We start from the raw sequence: 21,548 nt of genomic DNA on the forward strand, positions 1-21,548 counted from the left end.
CGAGGGGCAGCAAGACGGAGCACCGGCGACTTCATCACCTGCTACCAGCCGAACTTTCGTGAGGGCCAGTGCTATTTGCTGGATGCAGGCCAGGAACAGGAGTCGTCGTTCGCAAATCTCCGCAGCGTCTCCTGCGCCACGGGGTCGCTCCGGGTCATCCGGCGAGTCGACGGCGACGCGACGGACGCCGCCTGTCGGGGACTGCAGGGGAAGTACACAATCCAGAACTTCACGCGTCCGGCGCGAACGTTTTGCTACGCCGAGAACAAGTGACCGACCTCCGCCACGCTGTCCCAGGCGGTTAGCGTGACGCCATGACCTCGTCCCGCGCTCTGCGCGTGGTGCTCACCTCCGACACCCATCTCCCCAAACGCGCGAAGGTACTTCCCGATGAGTTGCTCGTCGCGATCGACGACGCGGACGTGGTGATCCACGCCGGCGACTGGGTGGACCTCGCGACGTTCGAGCTGCTCGACGCGCGGTCGGAACGGCTCATCGCCTGCTGGGGGAACAACGACGGACCGGAACTGCGGGCGCAGATGCCCGAGCGCGCCGATGTCACCATCGACGGTCTGCGAATCACGGTCACCCATGAGACCGGCGTCTCGACCGGCCGCGACCACCGGATGTCGCTGGCGTACCCCGACACCGACATCCTCGTGTTCGGCCACAGCCACATCCCATGGGACACCACCACCGACACCGGACTGCGTCTGCTGAACCCGGGCTCCCCCACCGATCGACGACGCCAACCACACTGCACCTACATGACGACCACCATCGCCGACGGCGTCCTCGGCGACGTGCGCCTCCACGAGCTGTAGCCGGACACGACGCGGTCGATACGCTGGGCCACGGAGGCCCACACATGAACCCGCTCACCACAGCCGTCGACGTCCTGCTCGATCGGACGGTCATCCCCGGTTACTCGCGCATCGGATCGTCGGTGCGCAGTCGTTTCTGGGCACCCGACCCGGAACCCTTCGACAGTCCCGTCGACATCGTCGTGACCGGCGGCAGTTCCGGCCTGGGGGCTGCGGCCGCCACCGAGCTTGCCCGACTCGGCGCGCGCGTGCACCTCGTCGGCCGCACCGCCGAGCGGCTCGGGTCGTCGGCGCAGAAAGTCCGGCGCCAGGTCCCCGACGCGGAGGTGACGATCCACGAGTACGACATCAGCGACCTCGACGCGGTGTCACGGCTGGTCGCGGCACTCACCACCGACCTCACGCGCGTCCACGCCGTGATCCACAGTGCCGGGGTGATGCCGCCCGAGCGGACGCTCTCGGCGCAGGGACACGAGTCGGCGTTCGCGACCCATGTGCTCGGCCCGGTCGCGCTGACCGTCGGTCTGCGTCCGTTGTTCGACGCGACGTCGCGGGCCGTGTTCGTCTCCAGCGGTGGGATGTATCCCGTGCCGCTGCAGACCACGGACTTCGAGTTCACCGAGGGCACCTACTCCGGACTCACCGCCTACGCGCGCACCAAACGCATGCAGGTGGTGGTCACCGAACAACTGGCGCAACGGTTCTCGGGGCCAGATGACGCCGTCGTGCACAGCATGCACCCCGGATGGGCGGCGACACCCGGTGTCACCGACTCGATCCCGGGATTCGGCAGCGTCATGAAGCCGATCCTGCGCACCGCGCAGGCCGGCGCCGACACCATCGTGTGGCTGGCGGCCTCCCCCGAGGCCGTACAGACCACCGGCAAGTTCTGGCACGACCGCGCCGTACGCCCCACGCACTACCCGTCCTGGCGCAAGGACTCGCCGAGCGCGCGAGAAGCGTTGTGGCAGGCGGTCGTGGACGCAACCGGCATCGAACAGGCGTAGCCACACGTCCCGGTGAGCGGCCCTTTCCGCTACCGATTCAACTGGCGCGCGTGGGTCAGATCGAGGACGAACAGCGCGGCACCCTGTACGACGACCGCTGCCCCGTGTCCGCGAGCCTGCTCGGCGGTGATGCGGCCGCGGAAGCTCGGTGTGTGTGCGATGAGATGGGCTCCGCCCGTGACGTACCCGACGTCGAGACCGGTGTTGATCAGCAGCAGTCGGCGCAGCTTAGGTGTGGTGGGCGGGGTCGACTGCAGGGTGGACACGGCTGCGATCGCGACATCGATCGCACCCCACATCGCGTTCTGGAGTCCGAATGCGCGGCTGCGCTCCGAGCCTCCCAGCAACGCCAACGCCCCGCCACCGACGACGGACGCACCGCCCCACAGCGTCAGGCGGCGGGTCAGGCGGCGTGAGACATCGGGCGCGAGATCGTCTGGAGTCGCGCCGTTGTCCGCCATGCCTCTGATCATGCCAAGTCTCACATGTCCGGTCAGCGGGGTCGGCGCCATCGCGCGACGGCGCCGACGACCACGACGGCAATCGAGATGGGCCAGACGACGGCTGCGAACAACGCCGCCAACGCCAACTGCACCGCGCGGGAGAATCCGTCCTCTCCCCGGGAGCGCGCGACAACAACGATCACGGCGACGAGGCCACAGATCGCACCGAGCGCGACTCCCTGGAGGTACCAGAGGGGTAGAGAAGGACCGACATCGCCGCCGCCTAACGACAGCTCGCACGTCGTGGTTGCCGGTCCGTTCACCGGGCCCATGATGCACCCGGACGACGTCATTCATGCGTCGACGGCGCGGTCACGCGGAGCCCCCGGCGGTCTCGTCGGGCCACCAGCGCGCGCGTCCGACGTCGACGATCCCGCGCCGCAGTGGCGTGCCCTCGCTGTGCCACTGCGTCTGCGCCTCGACCATCAGATGGGCGGGCAGGGTTCCGGTGGCGCGCACGACCCGCCACCACGTGACCGACGGTCCGTACCGCGCCATGACACCACCGACGCCGCGCGGTCCGCCGCGCTGCAGATGTTCGGCGATGTCGCCAAAGGTCATCACACGACCACTCGGAATGCGGTCGACGACATCGAGCACCTCGATGGCGAAGTCGTCCCGGGCATCGCTCATCGGACTCCCCTCCTCGCGTCGGTTGCAGGTTCGCCGGCGGCGTCGAACGCCCCGGCCATCACCGAGGAGTTCGGATCACCGTCACCTCGCCTTCGTCGGAGGTGGGGGCCTCGAAAGCCGAGCGATACGCCTCCATCGTGCCCTCGTCGACCACGACATCATCAGGGTGCGATCCCCGACGCCGGGTCAGCCGGTCGCGTACCAGTGACGCATCGGTGTCAAGAAAGACGACCTCGACCTCCGCCCGATGCGTTCGCCCCAGCTCCCGATACTCGTCGCGCATCGCGCGTGACGGGAACGCGTAGTCGACGACGACATCAGCACCTGCACCGAGGGCGTCCGAGATGGCCACACGCTGACCCGCGCGAATGTCGGCGGCGACCTCGGGCGGCACCGCCGAAGACCCCGTGAAACCCCTGCCCCACGCCTCGGCATCGATCGAGAAGCGGACCCAACCACGATCCTCCAGAGTTCGCGCATAGGTGGACTTGCCGGCGCCCGCCATTCCGCACATCAGGATCAGACGACTCATCCTCGGCTCTTCCTCAACTCCTGGACAAACATGACGATGATGCCCCATGCATCATCCGTAGCAGTTCGTGTCGCCCAGCGATACGAACTGCTACGGATTCGACCAGGACGGAGTCGTCAGACGTTGAAGCGGAACTCGACCACGTCGCCATCGGACATGACGTAGTCCTTGCCCTCCATGCGCACCTTGCCTGCGGCCTTGGCCGCGGCCATGGTCCCGTTGGCGTCGAGGTCGTCGAACGACACGATCTCGGCCTTGATGAAGCCCTTCTCGAAGTCGGTGTGGATCACGCCGGCCGCCTTGGGGGCGGTGTCGCCCTTGTGGATCGTCCACGCGCGCGACTCCTTCGGCCCCGCGGTGAGGTAGGTCTGCAGCCCGAGGGTGTGGAATCCGGCGCGGGCCAACGAGTGCAGGCCGGGCTCGGTCTGACCGATAGAGTCCAGCAACTCCTGTGCGTCCTCGGCGTCGAGTTCGAGCAGCTCGCTCTCGACCTTCGCGTCGAGGAACACCGCGTCGGCGGGGGCGACCGCGGCGCGCAGCTCGTCCTTGCGCGCGTCGTCGGTGAGCACCGACTCGTCGGCGTTGAAGACGTAGAGGAAAGGCTTGGTGGTCATCAGGTGCAGATCCCGCAGCGACGCGAGGTCGATCGAATCCTGCTGCGAGAACAGCGTCTTGCCGCTGTTGAGCAGCTCCTGCGCCTTCTGGGCCGCGGCCAGCGAATCGGCCAGGCTCTTGTCCTTGCGCGCGTCCTTCTCCAGACGCGGGATGGCCTTGTCCAGCGTCTGCATGTCGGCCAGGATCAGCTCGGTCTCGATGACCTCGATGTCGGCGAGCGGATCGACCCGGCCGTCGACGTGCACCACGTCGTCGTCGGCGAAGACCCGGACGACCTGACAGATGGCCTCGGCCTCGCGGATGTTGGCCAGGAACTGGTTGCCCATCCCCTCGCCCTCCGAGGCACCCTTCACGATCCCCGCGATGTCGACGAACGACACCGTCGCGGGCAGGATCTTCTCGCTGGAGTGGATCTCCGCGAGACGGGCCAGGCGGGAATCGGGCAGTTCCACCATTCCCACGTTCGGCTCGATGGTGGCGAACGGGTAGTTCGCAGCCAGCACATCGTTGCGGGTCAGGGCGTTGAACAGGGTTGACTTGCCGACGTTGGGCAGTCCGACGATTCCAAGGGTGAGGCTCACGAGGTACCAGTCTAGTTTTCGCGACCGGCCCAGCTCGCACCCGTGGCCTCAGGTGGCCGGTGCGGGGTCCCCGTCGGACGTGTCGGTGGTCGTTTCGGCACGTTCGACGGGTTGTTTCGGCCCGCTCGGCGGAGCGGCGCCCTTCTCCTCGGCGTCCTCTGCATCGGAGTCACCGTCACCGACCGCGACGTCCTCGCCCGTCCGCTTCGACACCTGCTCGCCGTAGTAGCGCAGGACGACGGCCAGCGACGCCGCGACCGGCACGGCGAGGAACGCACCGATGATGCCGAACGCGGTACCGCCCAACGTGACCGCCAGCAGGACGATGACCGCGTGCAAATTCATCGACTTCGACTGCAGCCAGGGCTGGAGGATGTTCCCCTCGAGCTGCTGCACCGCCAGGATGATGGCCAACACGATCAGCGCGGTGACCACGCCGTTCGACACGAGTGCGATCAGCACCGCCAGACCGCCGGCGACGAACGCACCGACGATCGGGATGAAGCCACCGATGAACGTGATGATCGCCAACGCATACGCCAGCGGCACACCGAGAATCACCAAACCGATACCGATCAACACCGCGTCAACGAGGCTGACCAGGGCCTGGGTCCGGATGAAACCGCCCAGCGTCGCCCACACCCGGCTGAGCACCTCGGCGAGATGCGGGGCGGCGGGCATGCCGACGGTACGACGCAGCCACGGGATGAACCGCGGCCCGTCCTTGAGGAAGAAGAACGTCGCGACGACCGCGCTGAACAAGGTCACGAGCGCCGACGTGGCCGCACTGACGCCGGTGAACAGACCGGACGCGATCTGCGAACTACTCGACTGCAGTCGGTCGGTGATGGCGGCGACCGCGGAGTCCAGCTGGTCGTCGCTGACGTTGAGGGGCGGTCCGTGCAGCCAGTCCTGCACCTGGACCACGCCCTGTGACGCGCGGTCGGCCAACTCGGTGGACTGGTCGACGATCCCCGGCGCGACCGCCGCGATCACGCCGGCCACGACGCCGACCGCGATGAGCAACACGATCAGGACCGCGAGAGCCGGCGGCAGTCCCTTGCGGCGCAACCATTTCACCGGCGGCCACAGGACCGTGCACACGATGATCGACAGCACGACCGGCAGGATGATCACCCATCCCTTGCCGATGAGCCATCCGACGATCCACAGTGCCGCCGCGACGGCGACGAACTGGACGGCGATCAACGAACTCGATCGGAGATGCGTCGCGAAGATCGATCCCCGAGTCGGAGGTGTCATGGACCAATCGTCACACATCGGTCAGTTCGCGAGCGACCGGACTTTCTCGATCAGATCGGACTCGCAGACGGCGAGGAACCCGTCGACGTCGGGGCCGGCGTTCAGCAGGGACAGGTGGTCGAAACCCGCGTCGACGAACTCCTTCGCGCCCTGCACGTGCGCGTCGAGGTCGGGACCGCAGGACATTCCGTCGGCGATGTCGGAGTGCCGCACCAGTGCGGTCGCGGCCTCGAAGTTGATCGGATTGGGCAGTTCCGCCTGCACCTTCCACCCGGTGAGTCCGAACCGGAACTTCTCGTGTGCCGACGCCACCGCGGTGTCGACGTCGGTGGCCCAGGCCATCGGCACCTCGGTGTAGCGCGGACCGGAGCCGCCGCCCTCGCCGTAGGCCGAGATCAGATCCGCCTTCGGCTCGGTGGTGAACAGCCCGTCGCCGATCTCCCCCGCGAGCGCCGCGGACTCCTTGCCGCCCGCCGCCACCACGATCGGCGGCAGCGTGTCCGGGATGTCGAAGACCCGGGCGTCGTCGAGGGTGATGTGCTGCCCGCGATACGAGTGGTAGCCGTCGGTCCACAGCAGGCGCATCACCTCGATCGACTCGCGCAGCATCTCCTGACGGATGTGCGCGCTCGGCCACGGGGCGCCGGTGATGTGCTCGTTGAGTCGTTCGCCCGTTCCGAGACCCAAGGTGAAGCGCCCGTCGGCCAGGATCTGCGTCGTCGCCGCGGCCTGCGCGATGATCGCCGGGTGATACCGGATGAACGGACAGGTGACGCCGGTCGCGAGCTCGAGTCGGTCGGTCTGCACCGCGATCGCGGCGAGCATCGACCAGGCGAACCCGGAGTGCTTGTGGCTGTAGAGCCACGGATGGAAGTGGTCACTGATCTCGACGAAGTCGAAACCCGCGCGTTCGGCCGCGACCGCCTGACGGACGATCTCCTTCGGGTCGAAGGTCTCGGCCATCAGCTTGAACCCGACTTTCAACGGCATGGGTCAGCTCGCCGCGAAAACCGAGGTCAGCTTCGCGCAGAACGCGGGCAGGTCATCCGGGTTCCGGCTGGAGACCAGCGTGTTCGGCCCTGCGGTGCACTCGACGACCTCCTCGTCGACCCAGGTGCCACCCGCGTTGCGGATGTCGGTCTGCAGGCTCGGCCACGAGGTGATGGTGCGGCCGGCGAGGACCCCGCCCTCGATCAGCGTCCAGGGTGCGTGGCAGATCGCCGCCACCGGCTTGCCCTCGTCGAAGAAGCTGCGGGCGAACGCGACCGCGGTGTCCTGGGTGCGTAGGTAGTCGGGGTTGGCGACGCCACCGGGCAACACGAGACCGTCGAAATCACCGACCGAGACCGACTCGACGGTGTCGTCCACCGGGAAGGTGTCGGCGGCGTCGAGATGGTTGAAGGCCTGCACGGTGCCCGAGACGGTGGACACCAGCCGAGGCGTCCCACCGGCCTGCTTCACGGCCTCCCAGGGCTCGGTGAGCTCCACCTGCTCGATTCCCTCGGGGGCAACGAGGAATGCAATGGTCTTGCCGTTCAGATCGTCGGTCATCGACTGTTCCTTACTTCTCGACCGCGTGGGCGTACGCCAGCGGTGGGTGTCAGTGGTCGCGGAGCAGATCGACGAGGTCGGACTTGTTCATGTCCGAGTACCCATGCAGATCAAGCTCTTTCGCGCGGGATTTGAGTTCGTCGACGGTCCATTCCTCGTACGACGGCGACGTCCCGCCGGAATGTCCGACGTCGGATCGCCCACGGTTCGCCGCGGCGTTGGAGATGCGGGCCGACTTCTCCTTGGAGTTGCCGTCGTCCCGCAACTTCTCGTACAGATCCGGGTCCTTCAGCTGAGGCTGAGACTCCGCCGATTCCTTCTCGGGCATCTGTTGTCCTCCTACGAGTCCGAACACCGACCGCGACGCCACCCGGCGCCGAATCGTGTGAGGTCTGGAGCGAGATCTCGTGCCGCCGCCGACGGCCATGCGCGACACGGGCTTACGCGAAACAGGTGTTCAGCAGCGTTCTCGGCTGACCTTTCGACGCTACACGACAAGGTCAGGAAAGGCAGCGGCCTCGAGTGCACGTGTACTTTCGAGGGGGTGATGCGATTCCCGACAATCCCGGCAGGCGGCGGCCGCGCGGCGGTCGCGACGGCCACCACCGCGGCGTTCCTCCTGGTCGCGGCCTGCGGCAACGGCTCGAGTGACACCTCCCCGACCTCGGCCTCCCCCGGGGCGTCCGGCTCAGCAGGCAGCGCGACCCCCACATCCGGCGAGGCCCGGGTCACCGATGTGATGACCGGCCTCGATCACCCGTGGGATGTCGCGATCGACGGTGACGGGAACATCGTGACCGGCGAACGATCCGGCCGGATCATGATGCGGCACAACGATGGCCGCGTCGCCCAGGTCCAGGCCGACACCTCCGGCGTCGACGCCAAGGGCGAAGCCGGGTTCATGGGTCTGGCGCTCGCCGACGACTTCGCGCAGAGCCGATCGGTCTACACGTGTTTCGCCAGCACCGCCGGTGACGTCCGCGTGGTCCGGTGGACGGCGGCAGCAGACTGGTCGTCGATGCGTCAGGTCGCCGACGTGGTCACCGGGATCCCGCTCGGGTCGTCCGGACGGCACAGCGGATGTCGGATCCTGCCGGCTGCCGACGGCACACTGTTCGTGTCCACCGGCGACACCGCGAACCCAACCGCGCCCCAGGATCTGAAGAACCTGGGCGGCAAGGTCCTTCACGTCAACGCCGACGGCACCCCGGCCGCGGGCACGTTCGAGGGCAGCATCGTCTACGACTACGGTCACCGCAATCCGCAGGGACTCGCCTTCGCCCCCGGAACCGATCGCCTGTACGTGACCGAACACGGGCCCGACATCGACGACGAACTCAACCAGGTTCTGCCGCAGGCGAACTACGGATGGGATCCGAACACCGGGTCCGGTTCCTACGACGAGTCGGTGCCGATGACCGACACCGACCGGCACCCCGGCTCGACACCGGCCATCTGGTCCTCGGGCGACCCGACGCTGGCGATCTCCGACGTGGACTTCCTCGGACCCGCGTGGGGTCGTTACAGCGGGATGGTCGTCATGGGCGCACTGAAGGCGAAGCGACTCGTCCTGCTGCGGCTCGGCGCCGACGGCACGACGACCACCGAGCGGGTGGATCTGCTCGACGACGCCGAGGGTCGATTGCGGTCGATCACCCCCATGCCCGACGGTTCGCTGTTGGTCACCACCGACAACGGCGGTGGACAGGACAAGGTCCTGAAGGTCAGCCCCGCCTGATCCTGGGGGTCAGCGACCGCGACGCATGCGGCGTACGCGGGCGAACACCGACGACACGGCGTCGAATTCCGCCGCCTCCGAACCGGTCGTCTGGGTCTCGGTGCTCGGCGCCTGCGACGACGGGCGATGTCGCTCCGGGGTCGCGGGTTCCGACGACAACGCGGTCTTGACCTGCTCCTCGCCGTAGAGGCCCATCATGATCTCGAGCCCCCAGCCGGGGAACTCGGCGAGCGGGCGATCCTGCTCCTTCTTCCGTGTTACGCGCATGTTACGAGAATGGCACGTCCACTCGGATCTGTCGCGTATTTCGCTGGTGACGATCAACAACGACGGCCCTCGAAGTCCCCGATAACGCACCGGTATAGTGACGCGCGCCACACAATGGCCGCCCACACCGCCGAGGGGATCCCGTGACACTCGCTCCAGAACGTCCGCACAACCCGGACATCGACCTCATCAAGAACGACCCGGACCGCCCGCCCGTGGCGATCGTCGACCGCTCTCCGATGACCGTCGGGAAACGCCTCCTCTTCGCCGTCATCGGTCTCGTCGGAGCGGTCTCGTGGGCCGTCATCGCCATCGTGCGGGGCGAGAACGTCAACGCCGTCTGGTTCGTGCTCGCCGCGCTGTGCACCTACGTCATCGCGTACCGGTTCTACGCGCGACTGATCGAGACCAAGGTCATCAAGCCTCGCGACGACCACGCGACACCGGCGGAGCTCCTGGACAACGCCAAGGACTACATGCCGACCGATCGGCGGGTGCTGTTCGGTCACCACTTCGCCGCGATCGCCGGCGCGGGACCGCTCGTCGGACCAGTCCTCGCGGCGCAGATGGGTTACCTGCCCGGGACCATCTGGATCATCGTGGGCGTCGTCTTCGCCGGTGCGGTCCAGGACTACCTGGTGCTGTCGATCTCCACCCGACGCCGTGGACGCAGTCTGGGTCAGATGGCCCGTGACGAACTCGGCAACGTCGGAGGGTTCGCCGCGATCATCGCGGTGTTCGTCATCATGATCATCCTGATCGCGGTGCTCGGACTCGTCGTCGTCAACGCGCTGGCGGAGAGCCCGTGGGGCGTCTTCTCGCTCGCGATGACGCTTCCCATCGCCGTGTTCATGGGTGTCTATCTGCGGTTCCTGCGCCCCGGCAAGATCTCCGAGGTGTCCGCCATCGGCTTCGTCCTGCTGATGCTGGCGATCATCTCCGGCGGCTGGGTCGCCGAGACCAGTTGGGGCGAGGACTGGTTCACGCTCTCGCCGGTCTTCCTCAGCTGGGCCATCATCATCTACGGTTTCGCCGCCGCCGTGCTGCCGGTGTGGCTCGTCCTCGCACCGCGCGACTACCTGTCGACGTTCATGAAGGTCGGCACCATCGCGCTGCTCGCGGTGGGCATCGTCATCGCGCAGCCGGTCATGAACGCTCCCGCGGTCAGCGAATTCGCCTCCAACGGCAAGGGTCCCGCCTTCGCCGGCTCCCTGTTCCCGTTCCTGTTCATCACCATCGCCTGCGGTGCACTGTCGGGATTCCACGCCCTGATCGCCTCGGGCACCACCCCGAAGCTGATGGAGAAGGAGAGTCAGGCCCGGGTCATCGGCTACGGCGGCATGCTCGTCGAGTCGTTCGTCGCGATCATGGCGCTGATCACCGCGTGCATCCTCGACCAGCACCTCTACTTCGCCATGAACGCGCCCAAGGGCGTCACCGGCGGAACCGCCGCGAGCGCGGCCGATTACACGAACAACACGCTCAACCTCTCGGGACCACCCACGTCGGGCGCAGAGCTGCAGGCCTTCGCCGACGGCGTCGATGAACCGTCACTCATCTCCCGCACCGGCGGTGCCCCCACCCTCGCCATGGGTATGTCCGAGACGCTGCAGAGCGCCTTCGGCGGGTCCTCGTTGAAAGCGTTCTGGTACCACTTCGCGATCATGTTCGAGGCCCTGTTCATCCTGACCACGGTCGACGCGGGTACCCGTGTGGCGCGGTTCATGCTCTCCGACGGCCTGTCGAACATCAAGGGCGGCAAGCGGTTCGCCGACCCGTCGTGGCGTGTCGGCGCGTGGGTGTGCACCTTCGTCGTCGTCGCCGGATGGGGCGCGATCCTGTTGATGGGCGTCACCGACCCGCTCGGTGGCATCAACACGCTCTTCCCGCTGTTCGGCATCGCGAACCAGTTGCTGGCCGCGGTCGCTCTGACCGTCGTGCTCGTCGTCGTGGTGAAGAAGGGGCTGTTCAAGTGGGCCTGGATCCCCGGGCTCCCATTGGTCTGGGATCTCGCGGTCACCATGACCGCGTCGTATCAGAAGATCTTCTCGTCCAACGAGGCGATCGGATACTGGGCCAACCACAGCGCCTTCCAGAACGCCAAGGACGCCGGCGAGACGATGTTCAAAACAGCGAAGACACCGGCCGAGATCGACGCCGTCATCCGCAACACCTTCATCCAGGGAACCCTGTCGATCGTGTTCGCGGTGTTGGTCATCATCGTCGCCCTCGCGGGCGCATGGGTGTGCGTCAAGGCGTTCCGCGCCGGCGGCCTCCCGACCACCGAGGACGAACCCGTGCCGTCGAAGCTCTTCGCGCCCAGCGGCATGATCGCGACCCCGACGGAGAAGGCGGTCGAGAAGGAATGGGTCGAGTTCCGCGCATCGTCGGCCGGGGCCGACCATCCCACGGAGTCGCTCAAATGACCGACCGCAGCACGACCGACCGCAGCACGACCGACCGCCGCGGAAACGGCCAGGCCACCCTGGCCCGGGTACTGGCGAGAGCCTGGTCGTATGTGGGGGCGGTGATGGGCGATCACGACTATGAGCGCTACGTCGCCCACCACGACGCCAGGCACCCTGGCGTTCCGACGCTGTCCGAACGCGACTACTGGCGGATGCGTCACGACGAGCAGGAGGCGAATCCCCAGGGTCGGTGCTGCTGAGGAGCACCGCGACCCCGGCGTCCGATTCCCGCTAGTACATCGGGGCGGCCACTGACACAGTGGAGTCATGACACCGTCCGTGGCCACGTCGGCCGACCTCGACTTCGAGCGGTGCTACCGCGCCCTCTCGTCACGGGACACCCGCTTCGACGGACAGTTCTTCGTCGCGGTCCGCACCACCGGGATCTACTGCCGCCCATCGTGTCCTGCGGTGACCCCGCACCCGGAGAACGTCGACTTCGTGATCACCGCGGCCGCCGCCCAGCAGGGCGGCTTCCGCGCGTGCCGTCGCTGTCTGCCCGACGCGGTCCCCGGTTCACCGCGCTGGAACCTCAATTCCGATCTCGCCTCGCGCGCGATGCGCCTGATCGGCGACGGTCTGGTGGATCGAGCCGGGGTGGACGGTCTGGCCACCGCATTGGGCTACTCGTCACGGCAACTCAACCGGGTGTTGACCGAGGAGCTCGGTGCGGGCCCACTCGCGTTGGCCAGGGCCAACCGCGCGACCAACGCCCGCATCCTCATCGAGTGCACCCCGATGTCGATGGCCGACATCGCCTTCGCCGCCGGCTTCGCCAGCGTGCGGCAGTTCAACGACACCATCCGCGAGGTCTTCGCGCTGAGCCCCACCGAGCTGCGGCGACGGCGTGGTCGACACCCCGTCCGCCGCGCATCCGACGATCACACACCGGTCCGCGTCAGCCTGAGACTGAGCGTGCGTCAACCCTTCTCGTCGGCCTGGCTCAGCTGGTTCCTCGCGGGACACGTGATCGACGGACTCGAGGACTTCCGGGACGGCACCTATCACCGGGCGATCGCCCTACCGAATGGGCCGGCCGCGGTGTCGGTCACGCTGCACGACGACCACGTCGTCGCCGACATCGCCCAGGTGGACATGCACGACCTGGGCACCGCGGTGCACCGGTTGCGCCGGATGCTCGATCTCGACGCCGACATCGCCGCGGTCGACGACGCGCTCGTCGGCGATCCGCAGCTGCGTCCGTTGGTCGCGAACTGTCCCGGGATCCGTGTACCGGGTGCCGTCGACCCGGTGGAGATGCTGATCCGCACGATGCTGGGCCAGCAGATCAGCCTGGCCGCCGCCCGCACCCATGGACGGCGGTTGGTCGCCGCTCTCGGCGAGCCCCTGACGACCCCGCACGGACAGGTGACCCACCTGTTCCCCACCGCCGCGGCGATCGCCGAGCGGGGGTCGGAGGTGCTGGCCGGACCCCGTCGCCGGGTCGCGGCGATCATCGACGTCGCCCGAGCCGTCGCCGACGGCGGCGTCGCCCTGCACTCGGCGATGCCCGCCGACGAACTGAGGACGTCACTGATGGCCCTGCCGGGTATCGGCCGGTGGACCGCCGACTACGTCGTCATGCGGGTACTCGGCGACCCCGACGTCCTGCTCGACACCGACCTCATCCTCAAACGCCGGGCCGATGCGATCGGGGTGGACCTGACCGACTCGCACCGATGGTCGCCGTGGCGGTCGTACGTGTCGATGCACCTCTGGCACGACGCCCTGCGCGAGACGGAACCACTTCTGCGTTCCGCGCGTCCATTCATGACGACACCGTCAGACCCCGAACCTTCACCCCCAGAGCCTTCACCCACCGAGGAGAACCCATGAGCACCGCACACTGGACGACCATCTCGCTGTCGACCGGACCGTTCACCGTCATCGCGGCCGACGGCACCGTCCTGGCCTCGGGGTGGACGGAGGACCCGGAGTACCTGACCGCGTTGATCCATCCGGCCCTGCGTCCCGGAACACTCACGCACATCGACGATCTCGGCTCGATCAGCACCGCCGCGGTCCGGTACGACGAGGGCGATGTCACCGCCATCGACGACGTCCCGGTCCGGCAGCTCTCGGGCGACTTCGTCACCCACGCCTGGGACGTGCTGCGCCGCGTCACGCCGGGCAAGCAGGTCACCTACAGCGAATTGGCCGAACGCGCAGGCAACGGTGCCGCACACCGCGCTGCGGCGACCACCTGCGCCCGCAACGCGGCGGCCCTGTTCGTGCCGTGCCACCGCGTGCAGCGCCGGGACGGGACGCTCGGCGGATTCCGCTACGGACTCGACATCAAACGGGCACTGATCGCCCACGAGGCCGAGCACACCGCGGAGGCGGCCGCCTGACCGCGCCCATCGACCGCCGCGCTCAGCCCACCTGCTCCTTGAGCACGCCGATGTGATGGACGTTCCCGGACAGACCGGGGACCTCCTTCGAGGGAGACCAGGTCTTCAGCCCGTCGGTGCTGTCGGAGTAGAAGTACTTGTTCTCGCGGTAGGCGTCGTAGTAGATCCGCCATGTGCCGTCGGGCAGCTGGGTCACCGCCGGTCCCTCACGGAGCGTGCCCCACTTCCCGGCCGGGATGTACCGGTAGGGACCCGTCAGCGACGGGGCGACCGCGTGATCGATGATCTTCTTCGTCTCGTTCTTGGTGAACGCGTGGTAGGTCGATCCGACCTTGACCACGGTGGTGTCGATGTGGTCGGCGTTGATGCCGGTCATCAGTCGGGGTAGTCCCCAGCGTCGCAACGACGAGTCCAACGCCGTCATCACGTACGGCACGAACCCGCCGCCGGTGGACAGCGACAGGATCACGCTGACCTGGCCGCCCTCGACGAACCAGTCCGGTGCCCACGCCTTGGTCACGAACGGCGACAGCGACGGCCCGCCCTTGAAACCGGCGGAGCCGGTGAACGGGAACGGCAGGCTCAGGCCCTTGCCGTCCCCGGTGCCGGGCAGGAAGGCACAGCAGAACGGGACGGGCAGGTCGCCGGTCGAGGTCCAGTTGAGGCGGTCGGTGCTCTCCGCGAAACCGATCTTCGCGCCGCCCGTGGTGTAGGTCAGGTGATAGACCCCGTCGGCGCTGCGGAAGATGCTCGGGTCGCGCACCGCTCCGGCTGCGGGCCGATACGCGCCCTTGCGGGCGAGGTCGAACTGCGTGCCGTCGCTCGACTCGTACACGTCCATGCTGCGGGCGTTGGCCGAGTCGAAGCCCACCACGGTGTACCGCAGACCGGTCGGCGCGGCGTTGCTGACGGCCGGTGTCGCGATCAGCAGACCGGCGATGACGAGCACCACCGCGGACACGGCGGTGGCACTGGCAGTTCTCAGTCGGATCACCGGTGAAGTATCACGCACGACCCGCCACTCTCGCCACATTCGTACAGAATTGCAACAAGAGTCATCGCCGGTGCTCCTGACGACTGTCACACCTCACGGGCACCATGTGCACCATGGATGTCTCCACCGTTGTCGCCCTGGCCATCGGACTGGCTCTCGGATTCGGGGCCGGATGGTGGGTCTACGCGATGCGCACCACCGCGATCCGGGAAAGTCACGCGTTGCTGTCCCAGGCGCTGGCCTCGGCGAGCGAGGACGCGGCCCGCCGACAGTCCGGTGCCATCGGCTCGCAGGTCGCGCACATCGTCGGCCCGCTGCACGAGACGCTCGACCGGCTCTCCGACGAACTGCGACGGGCCGAGCGCGGACGGATCAGCTCGTTCGCCGGGTTGAGCGAGCAGGTCACCGGGATGCGCGCCGCGTCGGCGCAACTCGGGGCGCACACACAGCGCCTCGCCAATGCCCTGCACACCCCGCAACTCCGGGGTCGGTGGGGCGAGATGCATCTGCGGAAGGTCGTCGAGGCGGCCGGTCTCAGCAAGTACTGCGATTTCACCGAACAACAGACCACCGCATCGGGCGCCCGACCCGATCTGGTGGTGCACCTCCCGGCCGAGCGGGACATCGTCATCGATGCGAAGGTGCCGCTGCAGGCCTACCTGGAGGCGGTCGCCACCGACGACACCGTCGCCGAGCGCCGTTTCCTGGCCGACCACGCACGCGCGATGCGCGCACACGTGACCGCACTCTCGGCAAAGGAGTACTGGCGGGAGATGGCCCGGTCGCCGGAGCTGGTGGTGCTGTTCATCCCCAGCGACCAGATGCTGGAGGCCGCCTGTCGCGTCGACCTCGACCTGGTCGAATACGCCTTCGGTCGCAACGTCGTACTGGCCACTCCGGGCAGTCTCGTGGCACTGCTGCGCACCGTGGCGCTGTCGTGGCGACAGGACGCGATGGCCCGCGACGCCGAACAGATCCATGCCCTCGGACGCGAGCTGTACCACCGGCTCGCCACGATGACATCGCACCTCGACCGTCTGGGCGGATCCATCGGCCGCGCGGTCGAGTCGTTCAACGCGACCGTGGGCGCCATGGAATCGCGGGTGATGGTCACCGCCCGCAAGCTCGGCGACCTCGACGCGTTCTATGGATCCGGCGACGACGCACCGTCCACCGTCGAGCCCATCGATTCCGACGTGCGCGCCGTTCGCGGGGCCGACATGCACTGACGTCGCCGATCGCGCGTGGTCATACGGGGATTCTCAGCGTCTACCGGTACCGTCTAGACGTGCTCTCTGCCCAAAAGACGCGTTCCGGGATCCCCACGGAACAGCAATCGGTACTCCCGACTGTGCGCGGTGTGCCCTGGTGGGGCGCCGTTCTCGTCGCTCTGGTGCCCACCGTGATCGGTGCGGTCATCGACGGGTCCGGACAGAGCGAACTCGCGACCACCTTCCGCGTCCTCTACTTCATCGGCTGTGTGGCAGCTGTGTTGCTCGTGCGCCGCCGGTCGTTGTTCACCGCCGTCACCCAGCCACCGCTGATCGCGTTCGGTGTCGCAGTGATCACGTTCTATCTGGTGAAGCCCGGAGCAGAAGGCGGACTCAAGGACCTCATCATCAACGTCCTGCTGCCGATCGCGAAGCTGTTCCCGCTGATGGCGTGGACGTTCGTCGTCGTTCTGCTGCTGGGGCTCGGTCGCTGGTTCCTCACCCGATCGCTCGCCGAGAAGGCGCCGAAGCGCGCTGCGAGTCGCCGCGCGGACCGGCCGACGGCGACGACCAGGGCCCGCTCCACACGCTCTGAGACCGCGAACACAGGCGCCCGGTCGGGCGCTCGCACCGCCGGCGCGCGTCGCGACGACGGCGCCGACGCCCCCAGCCGCTCCCGACGCCGCGAAGCCCCCACCGCGTACGCCGCCGACGGGGTCGGTCGCGCGTCGCGCCGGTCGGCCGACGAACCCACCCGCGTCCAGCCGCCGGCCCGACGTCGGGTCGACAGCCCGAGCGGATCCCGCGAGCCGCTGCGTTCGGCCGTGCCGCGCGACCGCGACGGAGCCAGGAACCGGGACAGGGACCGCGATGATCTGTCCCGCGAACCGCGCCCCCGTCCGAGCGGCCACCGGCGCTCCGCCGACAGTCCCCCTGCCGAACCCGTGCGTGATCAGCCGGGCGGGCGACTGCCGCCACGTCGGCCGCGTCCCGAACCCCTCGACGATCTTCGACCGCCGTCGGCGCCGCGTGCGCGATACCGCGGCGTCAATCCCTGAGGGAAGTCATCTCACGATCCCTGGGCGTCACAGCGCGAGGGTCGCCCGCGCCGCAGCACCCAACGAGGCGCCGTATACGGGCCCATGACCCGCGGCGTGGACGGCGAGCGGATGGAGTTGATGCAGCGGAACCCGCTGCTCCCACCCCGATTCCAGCGGTCGCCTGCTCTGATACCCCTCGATGATCTGCCCGAGCAACGGGCATCCGAACAGGGCCAGCATGGCCAGATCGGTCTCCCGGTGTCCGCCGTGTGCAGCCGGGTCGATCATGACCACCCCGTCGGGCGTCCACAGCACGTTGCCCGTCCACAGGTCGCCGTGGAGGCGAGCGGGTTTCTCGTCGGGCCCGCCGGGTGCGGGGTCGAGGTCGCCGGAGGCGATGCGGTCGCAGGCCTCGCGCACCGCGGCCTCGTCCGACCGGGTGAGATTGCCCGCGGCCACGGCCGGGTCGACGAAGGCCAGCACCCGCGTCCGCGCGTAGAACTCGCCCCAGGAGTCGGTGGGGACCGACTCCTGCTCCCGACTCCCGATGAAGGTCTGGCCGGTGAATCCCTCCGGTGGACTCCCGAAGTGGTCGGCGCCGGCGTCGTGCATCGCCGACAGGGCGACACCGAAACGCTCGGCCGCCGCACGCGTCGGGGCGACGTCGTGCAGTCGGCGTAGTTCGATCCGGTCGGCGGCCACACTCACCACCTCCACCACCGGCGCACCGGCGGCGGCGAGCCATCGCAGACCGGCGGCCTCGGCGGCGAAGAAGTCGGGGTGGACGTCGGATCGGCGTTTGGTGTGGACATCGCTGCTCATCGACTCCAGCGTGCCACGCCCACCGTGATTACCATGGGGAAGATGAGGCCTCTGCAGAAGTCCATCATCACCGAACTCGAGGTCACGGCCGAGATCGATCCGGCCGCGGAGATCCGGCGCCGGGTCGATTTTCTCAAGGCCTACCTCGTGGCCAGCGGCGCCAAAGGCTACGTCCTGGGCATCAGCGGCGGCCAGGACAGCACGCTGGCCGGCGCACTGTGCCAGAGCGCGGCGGCGGAATTACGTTCGGAGGGAACCGAAGCCACCTTCGTCGCGGTGCGCCTGCCCTACGGCACGCAGGCCGACGAGGACGACGCCCAGATCGCGCTCACCTTCATCGCGCCGGACCGATCGGTCGTGGCGAACGTGAAGCCCGGGGCCGACGCGACCGCCTCGGTCGCCGGTGACGCGGTGGGCGCACCCCTCCGGGACTTCGTGCGCGGCAACATCAAGGCCCGGCAGCGGATGATCCTGCAGTACGCGATCGCCGGCCAGGAATCCCTGTTGGTGGTCGGCACCGACCACGCCGCGGAGGCGGTCAGCGGGTTCTTCACCAAGTTCGGCGACGGCGGTGTCGACCTCACCCCACTGACCGGTCTGAGCAAACGACAGGGCGCACAGATCCTGCGGCATCTCGACGCCCCGGACTCGGTCACCTCCAAGGTGCCGACGGCCGACCTCGAGGACGACCGGCCTGCGCTACCGGACGAGGAGGCGCTGGGCGTGACCTACGCACAGATCGACGACTACCTCGAGGGCCACGACGTCGACGACCACGTCGCCGAGCGGATCGAGTCGCTGTTCACCGCCACCCGGCACAAGCGCACCGTCCCGGTCACCCCGTTCGACGACTGGTGGACGACTCCACCGCGCTGAGCCGCGCCAGGCGGTCGAACCGGTCGTTGGCGACCCGCATCGCGATCTCGTAGGGCAGCGCGAATTTTCGCGACATCCAGTATCCGAACCGGATGTCGGTGGAGGTGTAGACGAGGAACCGGTTCTTCGCGACGCCGGCCAGCAGCGCGTGCGCCGCCTTCTCCGGACTCACGGCGCGCTTCTCGAAGTGGTGGATGGCCGCCTTGATCCGCGGGTTCTCCTTGTCGACGCCGGCGATGTCGACCGTGCCGACCAGCGGCGTGGCGACCGCACCGGGACAGACCAGCGACACCCCGATGCGATGTCGGCGCAGATCGAAACGCAGCACCTCCGAGACGCCGCGGATGCCGAACTTGCTGGCGCTGTAGGCAGAGTGCCACGGCAACGCCAGCAGCCCGGCGGCCGAGGAGACGTTCACCAGGTGTCCGCCCTGCCCGCGACGGACCATCCCCGGGACGAAGCACTCGATGAAGTGGATAGGTCCCATCAGGTTGATGTCGACCATCTTCTTCCACGTCTCGTGCGTGAGGTTCTCGACGGTCCCCCAGGCCGAGACGCCGGCGACGTTGCACAACACGTCGACGACCCCGTGCTCGGACTCGACGCGTTCGGCGAAGCCGCGGACCCAGTCGATGTCGGTGACGTCACCGGCCTCGGAGTGGGCGACCGTGCCGCCTGCGGAACGGATCTCGTCGACCGTGGACGCGAGTTGTCCGGCGTTGATGTCGGTGACGACCACCCGCGCACCACGTCGCGCCGCCTCGAGGGCGGTCGCGCGGCCGATCCCCCCTGCGGCTCCGGTCACCACGACGTACTTGTCGTTCAGTGACGGCACCGGGGGGGCCATGACGAGGAGATCACGCACGCTCATGCCTGCAGCGTAGATGCTCGTGTGGGGCGAGCACGTGACCCTGATCGGCCGACGGCGTGGACCGCGCTCAGATCGGGAGCTTGCCGCCGAAGGCCGAGTAGACCACCGACAGCAGCGACTTGAGCACCTGTGACGACGCGTCCTGGCCCTGGGTCTGCAGCAGGCTCAGGATCGCCGACGGGTCCTTGGTCGAGACGAGCTGGCCGATCAGGGGGATCAGCGCCTGCAGTCCACTGAGGTCGAGACCGTTGGACGGCGACGTCGTCGTCGGCGGGGTCTCACCGGTGGACGGCGTGTTCTCGCTCCCCTGCGGGAGGCTCGGGCTCAGCAGCGAACTCTTCGGCGCGGCCAGCAGCGTCTTGGCGATGCCGTCGATGATCGCGACGGCGTACTTGACCTGTCCGGTCTTGCCCGCCAGCGCGTCGGCCTCGGCGGGGTTGGCCAGGTTGCCCATCTCGATGAAGACGTCGGGGACCTTGGTGAGGTTCACCGCGGCAATGTCGGAACGCGCCTGCAGGCCGTCGTTCACGCCCGCGTAGTTGGCGGGCGGGAAGCCGGCCGCCTTGAACGAGTCGCGCATGGTCTCGGCGGCCTTGCGGCCGGTGGTCGACTGGACCAGGCTCACCGTCGGGTCCGGCACCGGCAGCTTCGGCACGATGATGTGGAAGCCCTTCTTGGCGGGGTCGGCTCCGGTCGAGGTCGAGTCGGCGTGGACGTTCACGGCGAGGTCGGCCTTGGACGCGTTGGCGGCGTTGGCGCGGTCGTCGACACAACCGCCCCACCCCTTGTCGTCGGCGCGCGAGAGCACGATCTTGGCGCCCTGGCTCTCGAGCCCGGCCTTGACCAGCTGGACCACGTCCCAGTTCACGGTGTGTTCGGCGGCCTTGTTGACGCCGACGGCGCCGGTGGTCTGGCAGTCCTTCTTACCGCCGCGACCGTCGGAGACCTGCTTGCGCAGATCGTTGCCCGCGGCCGACCCCTGATGTCCGGGATCGAGGAAGACGGTCTTGCCCGCCAACGCGTTCTTCTGTTCGGGCGCGGCCGGCGCCGGGGCGGTGGTGGAGGGCGCTGCCGGCGCCGAGGACGACGGGGCGGCCGGGGCGGGTGCGGGAGCAGGGGCGGCGGAGGCGATCGACGGCATCGACACCACACCGGCGGCGAGCACGACCGCGGCGGTACCGGCGATGATCGCCGTTCCCGCGGCACGGACTCGGTGGGGACCAAACGGTGTACGGGTCATGGCAGATGCGCACCGACCACGGGCCGGCGCGACGCTCCTCTCGTTGTCGATCACACGGACCCCCAAACACCAGGAGCCACATAGGTCACTGGTGTAACAGTGAACCAGTACTTGAGAGTCAGGTGCCAACGCGATCCGGAGAGATCGACCATTCGTTGTCT

The 21,548-nt window shown here is 68.2% G+C and carries 24 protein-coding genes; 10 read left to right on the forward strand and 14 right to left on the reverse strand.

Annotation, left to right across the window (positions count from 1 at the left end; genetic code table 11):
- Positions 1 to 314 precede the first annotated feature (314 nt).
- Complete coding sequence (locus tag LX13_RS15985) at positions 315 to 824, forward strand: metallophosphoesterase family protein (protein WP_372499920.1); 510 nt, start codon at positions 315 to 317, stop codon at positions 822 to 824.
- Positions 825 to 868: 44 nt separating this feature from the next.
- Positions 869 to 1,831 (forward strand): SDR family NAD(P)-dependent oxidoreductase, encoded by a 963-nt coding sequence (locus LX13_RS15990; protein WP_253662289.1) that lies wholly within the window; start codon positions 869 to 871, stop codon positions 1,829 to 1,831.
- 29 nt (positions 1,832 to 1,860) lie between these two features.
- Here LX13_RS15990 and LX13_RS15995 read toward each other — a convergent pair whose 3' ends face one another.
- The 9 genes from LX13_RS15995 to LX13_RS16035 form a co-directional block, all read right to left on the reverse strand.
- A complete protein-coding gene (locus LX13_RS15995; protein ID WP_253662290.1) occupies positions 1,861 to 2,292 on the reverse strand; it encodes a DUF6992 family protein in 432 nt (143 codons plus the stop codon).
- Positions 2,293 to 2,324: 32 nt separating this feature from the next.
- Positions 2,325 to 2,597, reverse strand: coding sequence for a hypothetical protein (locus tag LX13_RS16000; RefSeq protein WP_253662291.1), 273 nt, complete (start codon positions 2,595 to 2,597; stop codon positions 2,325 to 2,327).
- Between the two features lie 49 nt (positions 2,598 to 2,646).
- A complete protein-coding gene (locus LX13_RS16005) occupies positions 2,647 to 2,967 on the reverse strand; it encodes an MGMT family protein (protein ID WP_253662292.1) in 321 nt (106 codons plus the stop codon).
- Between the two features lie 58 nt (positions 2,968 to 3,025).
- Positions 3,026 to 3,547 carry a P-loop nucleotide/nucleoside kinase family protein gene (locus tag LX13_RS16010; RefSeq protein WP_253662293.1) on the reverse strand — a complete coding sequence of 174 codons (522 nt, stop codon included), beginning with the start codon at positions 3,545 to 3,547 and terminating at the stop codon, positions 3,026 to 3,028.
- A 68-nt stretch (positions 3,548 to 3,615) separates the two neighbouring features.
- Entirely contained in the window at positions 3,616 to 4,695 is a 1,080-nt protein-coding gene (gene ychF / locus LX13_RS16015) for a redox-regulated ATPase YchF (RefSeq protein ID WP_253662294.1), read from the reverse strand.
- Between the two features lie 48 nt (positions 4,696 to 4,743).
- Positions 4,744 to 5,958, reverse strand: coding sequence for an AI-2E family transporter (locus LX13_RS16020; RefSeq protein ID WP_253662295.1), 1,215 nt, complete (start codon positions 5,956 to 5,958; stop codon positions 4,744 to 4,746).
- Between the two features lie 21 nt (positions 5,959 to 5,979).
- Positions 5,980 to 6,942 carry a TIGR03557 family F420-dependent LLM class oxidoreductase gene (locus LX13_RS16025; RefSeq protein ID WP_253662790.1) on the reverse strand — a complete coding sequence of 321 codons (963 nt, stop codon included), beginning with the start codon at positions 6,940 to 6,942 and terminating at the stop codon, positions 5,980 to 5,982.
- A 9-nt stretch (positions 6,943 to 6,951) separates the two neighbouring features.
- Positions 6,952 to 7,509 (reverse strand): type 1 glutamine amidotransferase domain-containing protein, encoded by a 558-nt coding sequence (locus LX13_RS16030; protein ID WP_253662296.1) that lies wholly within the window; start codon positions 7,507 to 7,509, stop codon positions 6,952 to 6,954.
- A 49-nt stretch (positions 7,510 to 7,558) separates the two neighbouring features.
- Entirely contained in the window at positions 7,559 to 7,837 is a 279-nt protein-coding gene (locus LX13_RS16035) for a DUF7218 family protein (RefSeq protein ID WP_253662297.1), read from the reverse strand.
- A 219-nt stretch (positions 7,838 to 8,056) separates the two neighbouring features.
- On the opposite strand from LX13_RS16035, the gene LX13_RS16040 reads away from it, so the two are divergent.
- Positions 8,057 to 9,247 (forward strand): PQQ-dependent sugar dehydrogenase, encoded by a 1,191-nt coding sequence (locus tag LX13_RS16040; RefSeq protein ID WP_253662298.1) that lies wholly within the window; start codon positions 8,057 to 8,059, stop codon positions 9,245 to 9,247.
- Positions 9,248 to 9,256: 9 nt separating this feature from the next.
- Here the strand turns inward: LX13_RS16040 and LX13_RS16045 are convergent, their stop codons facing one another.
- A complete protein-coding gene (locus LX13_RS16045; protein WP_253662299.1) occupies positions 9,257 to 9,514 on the reverse strand; it encodes a hypothetical protein in 258 nt (85 codons plus the stop codon).
- Between the two features lie 143 nt (positions 9,515 to 9,657).
- Here LX13_RS16045 and LX13_RS16050 point away from each other — a divergent pair, with 143 nt between their 5' ends.
- The 4 genes from LX13_RS16050 to LX13_RS16065 all read left to right on the forward strand — a co-directional run bounded on the left by LX13_RS16050 (position 9,658) and on the right by LX13_RS16065 (position 14,333).
- Positions 9,658 to 11,940: a carbon starvation CstA family protein gene (locus LX13_RS16050; RefSeq protein ID WP_253662300.1), complete on the forward strand. Its 2,283-nt coding sequence runs from the start codon at positions 9,658 to 9,660 to the stop codon at positions 11,938 to 11,940.
- Positions 11,937 to 12,182, forward strand: a complete 246-nt coding sequence (locus tag LX13_RS16055) for a YbdD/YjiX family protein (RefSeq protein WP_372499921.1) — start codon at positions 11,937 to 11,939, stop codon at positions 12,180 to 12,182. Before LX13_RS16050 ends, LX13_RS16055 begins: the two co-directional genes overlap by 4 nt.
- Positions 12,183 to 12,249: 67 nt before the next feature.
- Positions 12,250 to 13,818 (forward strand): AlkA N-terminal domain-containing protein, encoded by a 1,569-nt coding sequence (locus tag LX13_RS16060; protein ID WP_253662301.1) that lies wholly within the window; start codon positions 12,250 to 12,252, stop codon positions 13,816 to 13,818.
- Positions 13,815 to 14,333 (forward strand): methylated-DNA--[protein]-cysteine S-methyltransferase, encoded by a 519-nt coding sequence (locus LX13_RS16065; protein ID WP_253662302.1) that lies wholly within the window; start codon positions 13,815 to 13,817, stop codon positions 14,331 to 14,333. The genes LX13_RS16060 and LX13_RS16065 overlap by 4 nt, the downstream gene beginning before the upstream one ends.
- 22 nt (positions 14,334 to 14,355) lie before the next feature.
- On the opposite strand, the gene LX13_RS16070 is transcribed toward LX13_RS16065, so the two are convergent.
- The gene (locus tag LX13_RS16070) at positions 14,356 to 15,345 is read right to left on the reverse strand and encodes a glycoside hydrolase family protein (protein ID WP_253662303.1); all 990 of its coding nucleotides are present in this window, start codon (positions 15,343 to 15,345) and stop codon (positions 14,356 to 14,358) included.
- A gap of 95 nt (positions 15,346 to 15,440) precedes the next feature.
- On the opposite strand from LX13_RS16070, the gene LX13_RS16075 reads away from it, so the two are divergent.
- Both LX13_RS16075 and LX13_RS16080 read left to right on the forward strand, forming a co-directional pair.
- The gene (locus LX13_RS16075) at positions 15,441 to 16,556 is read left to right on the forward strand and encodes a DNA recombination protein RmuC (RefSeq protein ID WP_253662304.1); all 1,116 of its coding nucleotides are present in this window, start codon (positions 15,441 to 15,443) and stop codon (positions 16,554 to 16,556) included.
- A gap of 59 nt (positions 16,557 to 16,615) precedes the next feature.
- A complete protein-coding gene (locus LX13_RS16080) occupies positions 16,616 to 17,596 on the forward strand; it encodes a DUF6542 domain-containing protein (protein WP_253662305.1) in 981 nt (326 codons plus the stop codon).
- 27 nt (positions 17,597 to 17,623) lie between these two features.
- On the opposite strand, the gene LX13_RS16085 is transcribed toward LX13_RS16080, so the two are convergent.
- Positions 17,624 to 18,400 (reverse strand): fructosamine kinase family protein, encoded by a 777-nt coding sequence (locus tag LX13_RS16085; protein WP_253662306.1) that lies wholly within the window; start codon positions 18,398 to 18,400, stop codon positions 17,624 to 17,626.
- Positions 18,401 to 18,442: 42 nt separating this feature from the next.
- On the opposite strand from LX13_RS16085, the gene nadE reads away from it, so the two are divergent.
- A complete protein-coding gene (gene nadE / locus LX13_RS16090; protein WP_253662307.1) occupies positions 18,443 to 19,276 on the forward strand; it encodes an NAD(+) synthase in 834 nt (277 codons plus the stop codon).
- Here the strand turns inward: nadE and LX13_RS16095 are convergent.
- The gene (locus LX13_RS16095; protein ID WP_253662308.1) at positions 19,236 to 20,147 is read right to left on the reverse strand and encodes an SDR family oxidoreductase; all 912 of its coding nucleotides are present in this window, start codon (positions 20,145 to 20,147) and stop codon (positions 19,236 to 19,238) included. The two genes, nadE and LX13_RS16095, sit on opposite strands and share 41 nt — an antisense overlap.
- Before the next feature lie 67 nt (positions 20,148 to 20,214).
- Positions 20,215 to 21,288 (reverse strand): N-acetylmuramoyl-L-alanine amidase, encoded by a 1,074-nt coding sequence (locus tag LX13_RS16100; protein ID WP_372499948.1) that lies wholly within the window; start codon positions 21,286 to 21,288, stop codon positions 20,215 to 20,217.
- Positions 21,289 to 21,548: the final 260 nt, after the last annotated feature.

The organism is Williamsia maris, from assembly GCF_024171815.1.
Lineage (GTDB): Bacteria > Actinomycetota > Actinomycetes > Mycobacteriales > Mycobacteriaceae > Williamsia_A > Williamsia_A maris.

What these genes read in the sequence shown, in the direction of transcription:
- LX13_RS16040 (WP_253662298.1), top strand. Translation starts at nt 8,057, where the DNA reads ATGCGATTCCCGACAATCCCGGCAGGCGGCGGCCGCGCGGCGGTCGCG.
- LX13_RS16035 (WP_253662297.1), bottom strand. Translation starts at nt 7,837, where the DNA reads ATGCCCGAGAAGGAATCGGCGGAGTCTCAGCCTCAGCTGAAGGACCCG.
- LX13_RS16095 (WP_253662308.1), bottom strand. Translation starts at nt 20,147, where the DNA reads ATGAGCGTGCGTGATCTCCTCGTCATGGCCCCCCCGGTGCCGTCACTG.
- LX13_RS15985 (WP_372499920.1), top strand. Translation starts at nt 315, where the DNA reads ATGACCTCGTCCCGCGCTCTGCGCGTGGTGCTCACCTCCGACACCCAT.
- LX13_RS16020 (WP_253662295.1), bottom strand. Translation starts at nt 5,958, where the DNA reads ATGACACCTCCGACTCGGGGATCGATCTTCGCGACGCATCTCCGATCG.
- LX13_RS15995 (WP_253662290.1), bottom strand. Translation starts at nt 2,292, where the DNA reads ATGGCGGACAACGGCGCGACTCCAGACGATCTCGCGCCCGATGTCTCA.
- LX13_RS16010 (WP_253662293.1), bottom strand. Translation starts at nt 3,547, where the DNA reads ATGGGGCATCATCGTCATGTTTGTCCAGGAGTTGAGGAAGAGCCGAGG.
- LX13_RS16100 (WP_372499948.1), bottom strand. Translation starts at nt 21,288, where the DNA reads ATGCCGTCGATCGCCTCCGCCGCCCCTGCTCCCGCACCCGCCCCGGCC.
- nadE (WP_253662307.1), top strand. Translation starts at nt 18,443, where the DNA reads ATGAGGCCTCTGCAGAAGTCCATCATCACCGAACTCGAGGTCACGGCC.
- LX13_RS15990 (WP_253662289.1), top strand. Translation starts at nt 869, where the DNA reads ATGAACCCGCTCACCACAGCCGTCGACGTCCTGCTCGATCGGACGGTC.
- LX13_RS16055 (WP_372499921.1), top strand. Translation starts at nt 11,937, where the DNA reads ATGACCGACCGCAGCACGACCGACCGCAGCACGACCGACCGCCGCGGA.
- LX13_RS16045 (WP_253662299.1), bottom strand. Translation starts at nt 9,514, where the DNA reads ATGCGCGTAACACGGAAGAAGGAGCAGGATCGCCCGCTCGCCGAGTTC.
- LX13_RS16030 (WP_253662296.1), bottom strand. Translation starts at nt 7,509, where the DNA reads ATGACCGACGATCTGAACGGCAAGACCATTGCATTCCTCGTTGCCCCC.
- LX13_RS16085 (WP_253662306.1), bottom strand. Translation starts at nt 18,400, where the DNA reads ATGAGCAGCGATGTCCACACCAAACGCCGATCCGACGTCCACCCCGAC.
- LX13_RS16065 (WP_253662302.1), top strand. Translation starts at nt 13,815, where the DNA reads ATGAGCACCGCACACTGGACGACCATCTCGCTGTCGACCGGACCGTTC.
- LX13_RS16005 (WP_253662292.1), bottom strand. Translation starts at nt 2,967, where the DNA reads ATGAGCGATGCCCGGGACGACTTCGCCATCGAGGTGCTCGATGTCGTC.
- LX13_RS16075 (WP_253662304.1), top strand. Translation starts at nt 15,441, where the DNA reads ATGGATGTCTCCACCGTTGTCGCCCTGGCCATCGGACTGGCTCTCGGA.
- LX13_RS16060 (WP_253662301.1), top strand. Translation starts at nt 12,250, where the DNA reads ATGACACCGTCCGTGGCCACGTCGGCCGACCTCGACTTCGAGCGGTGC.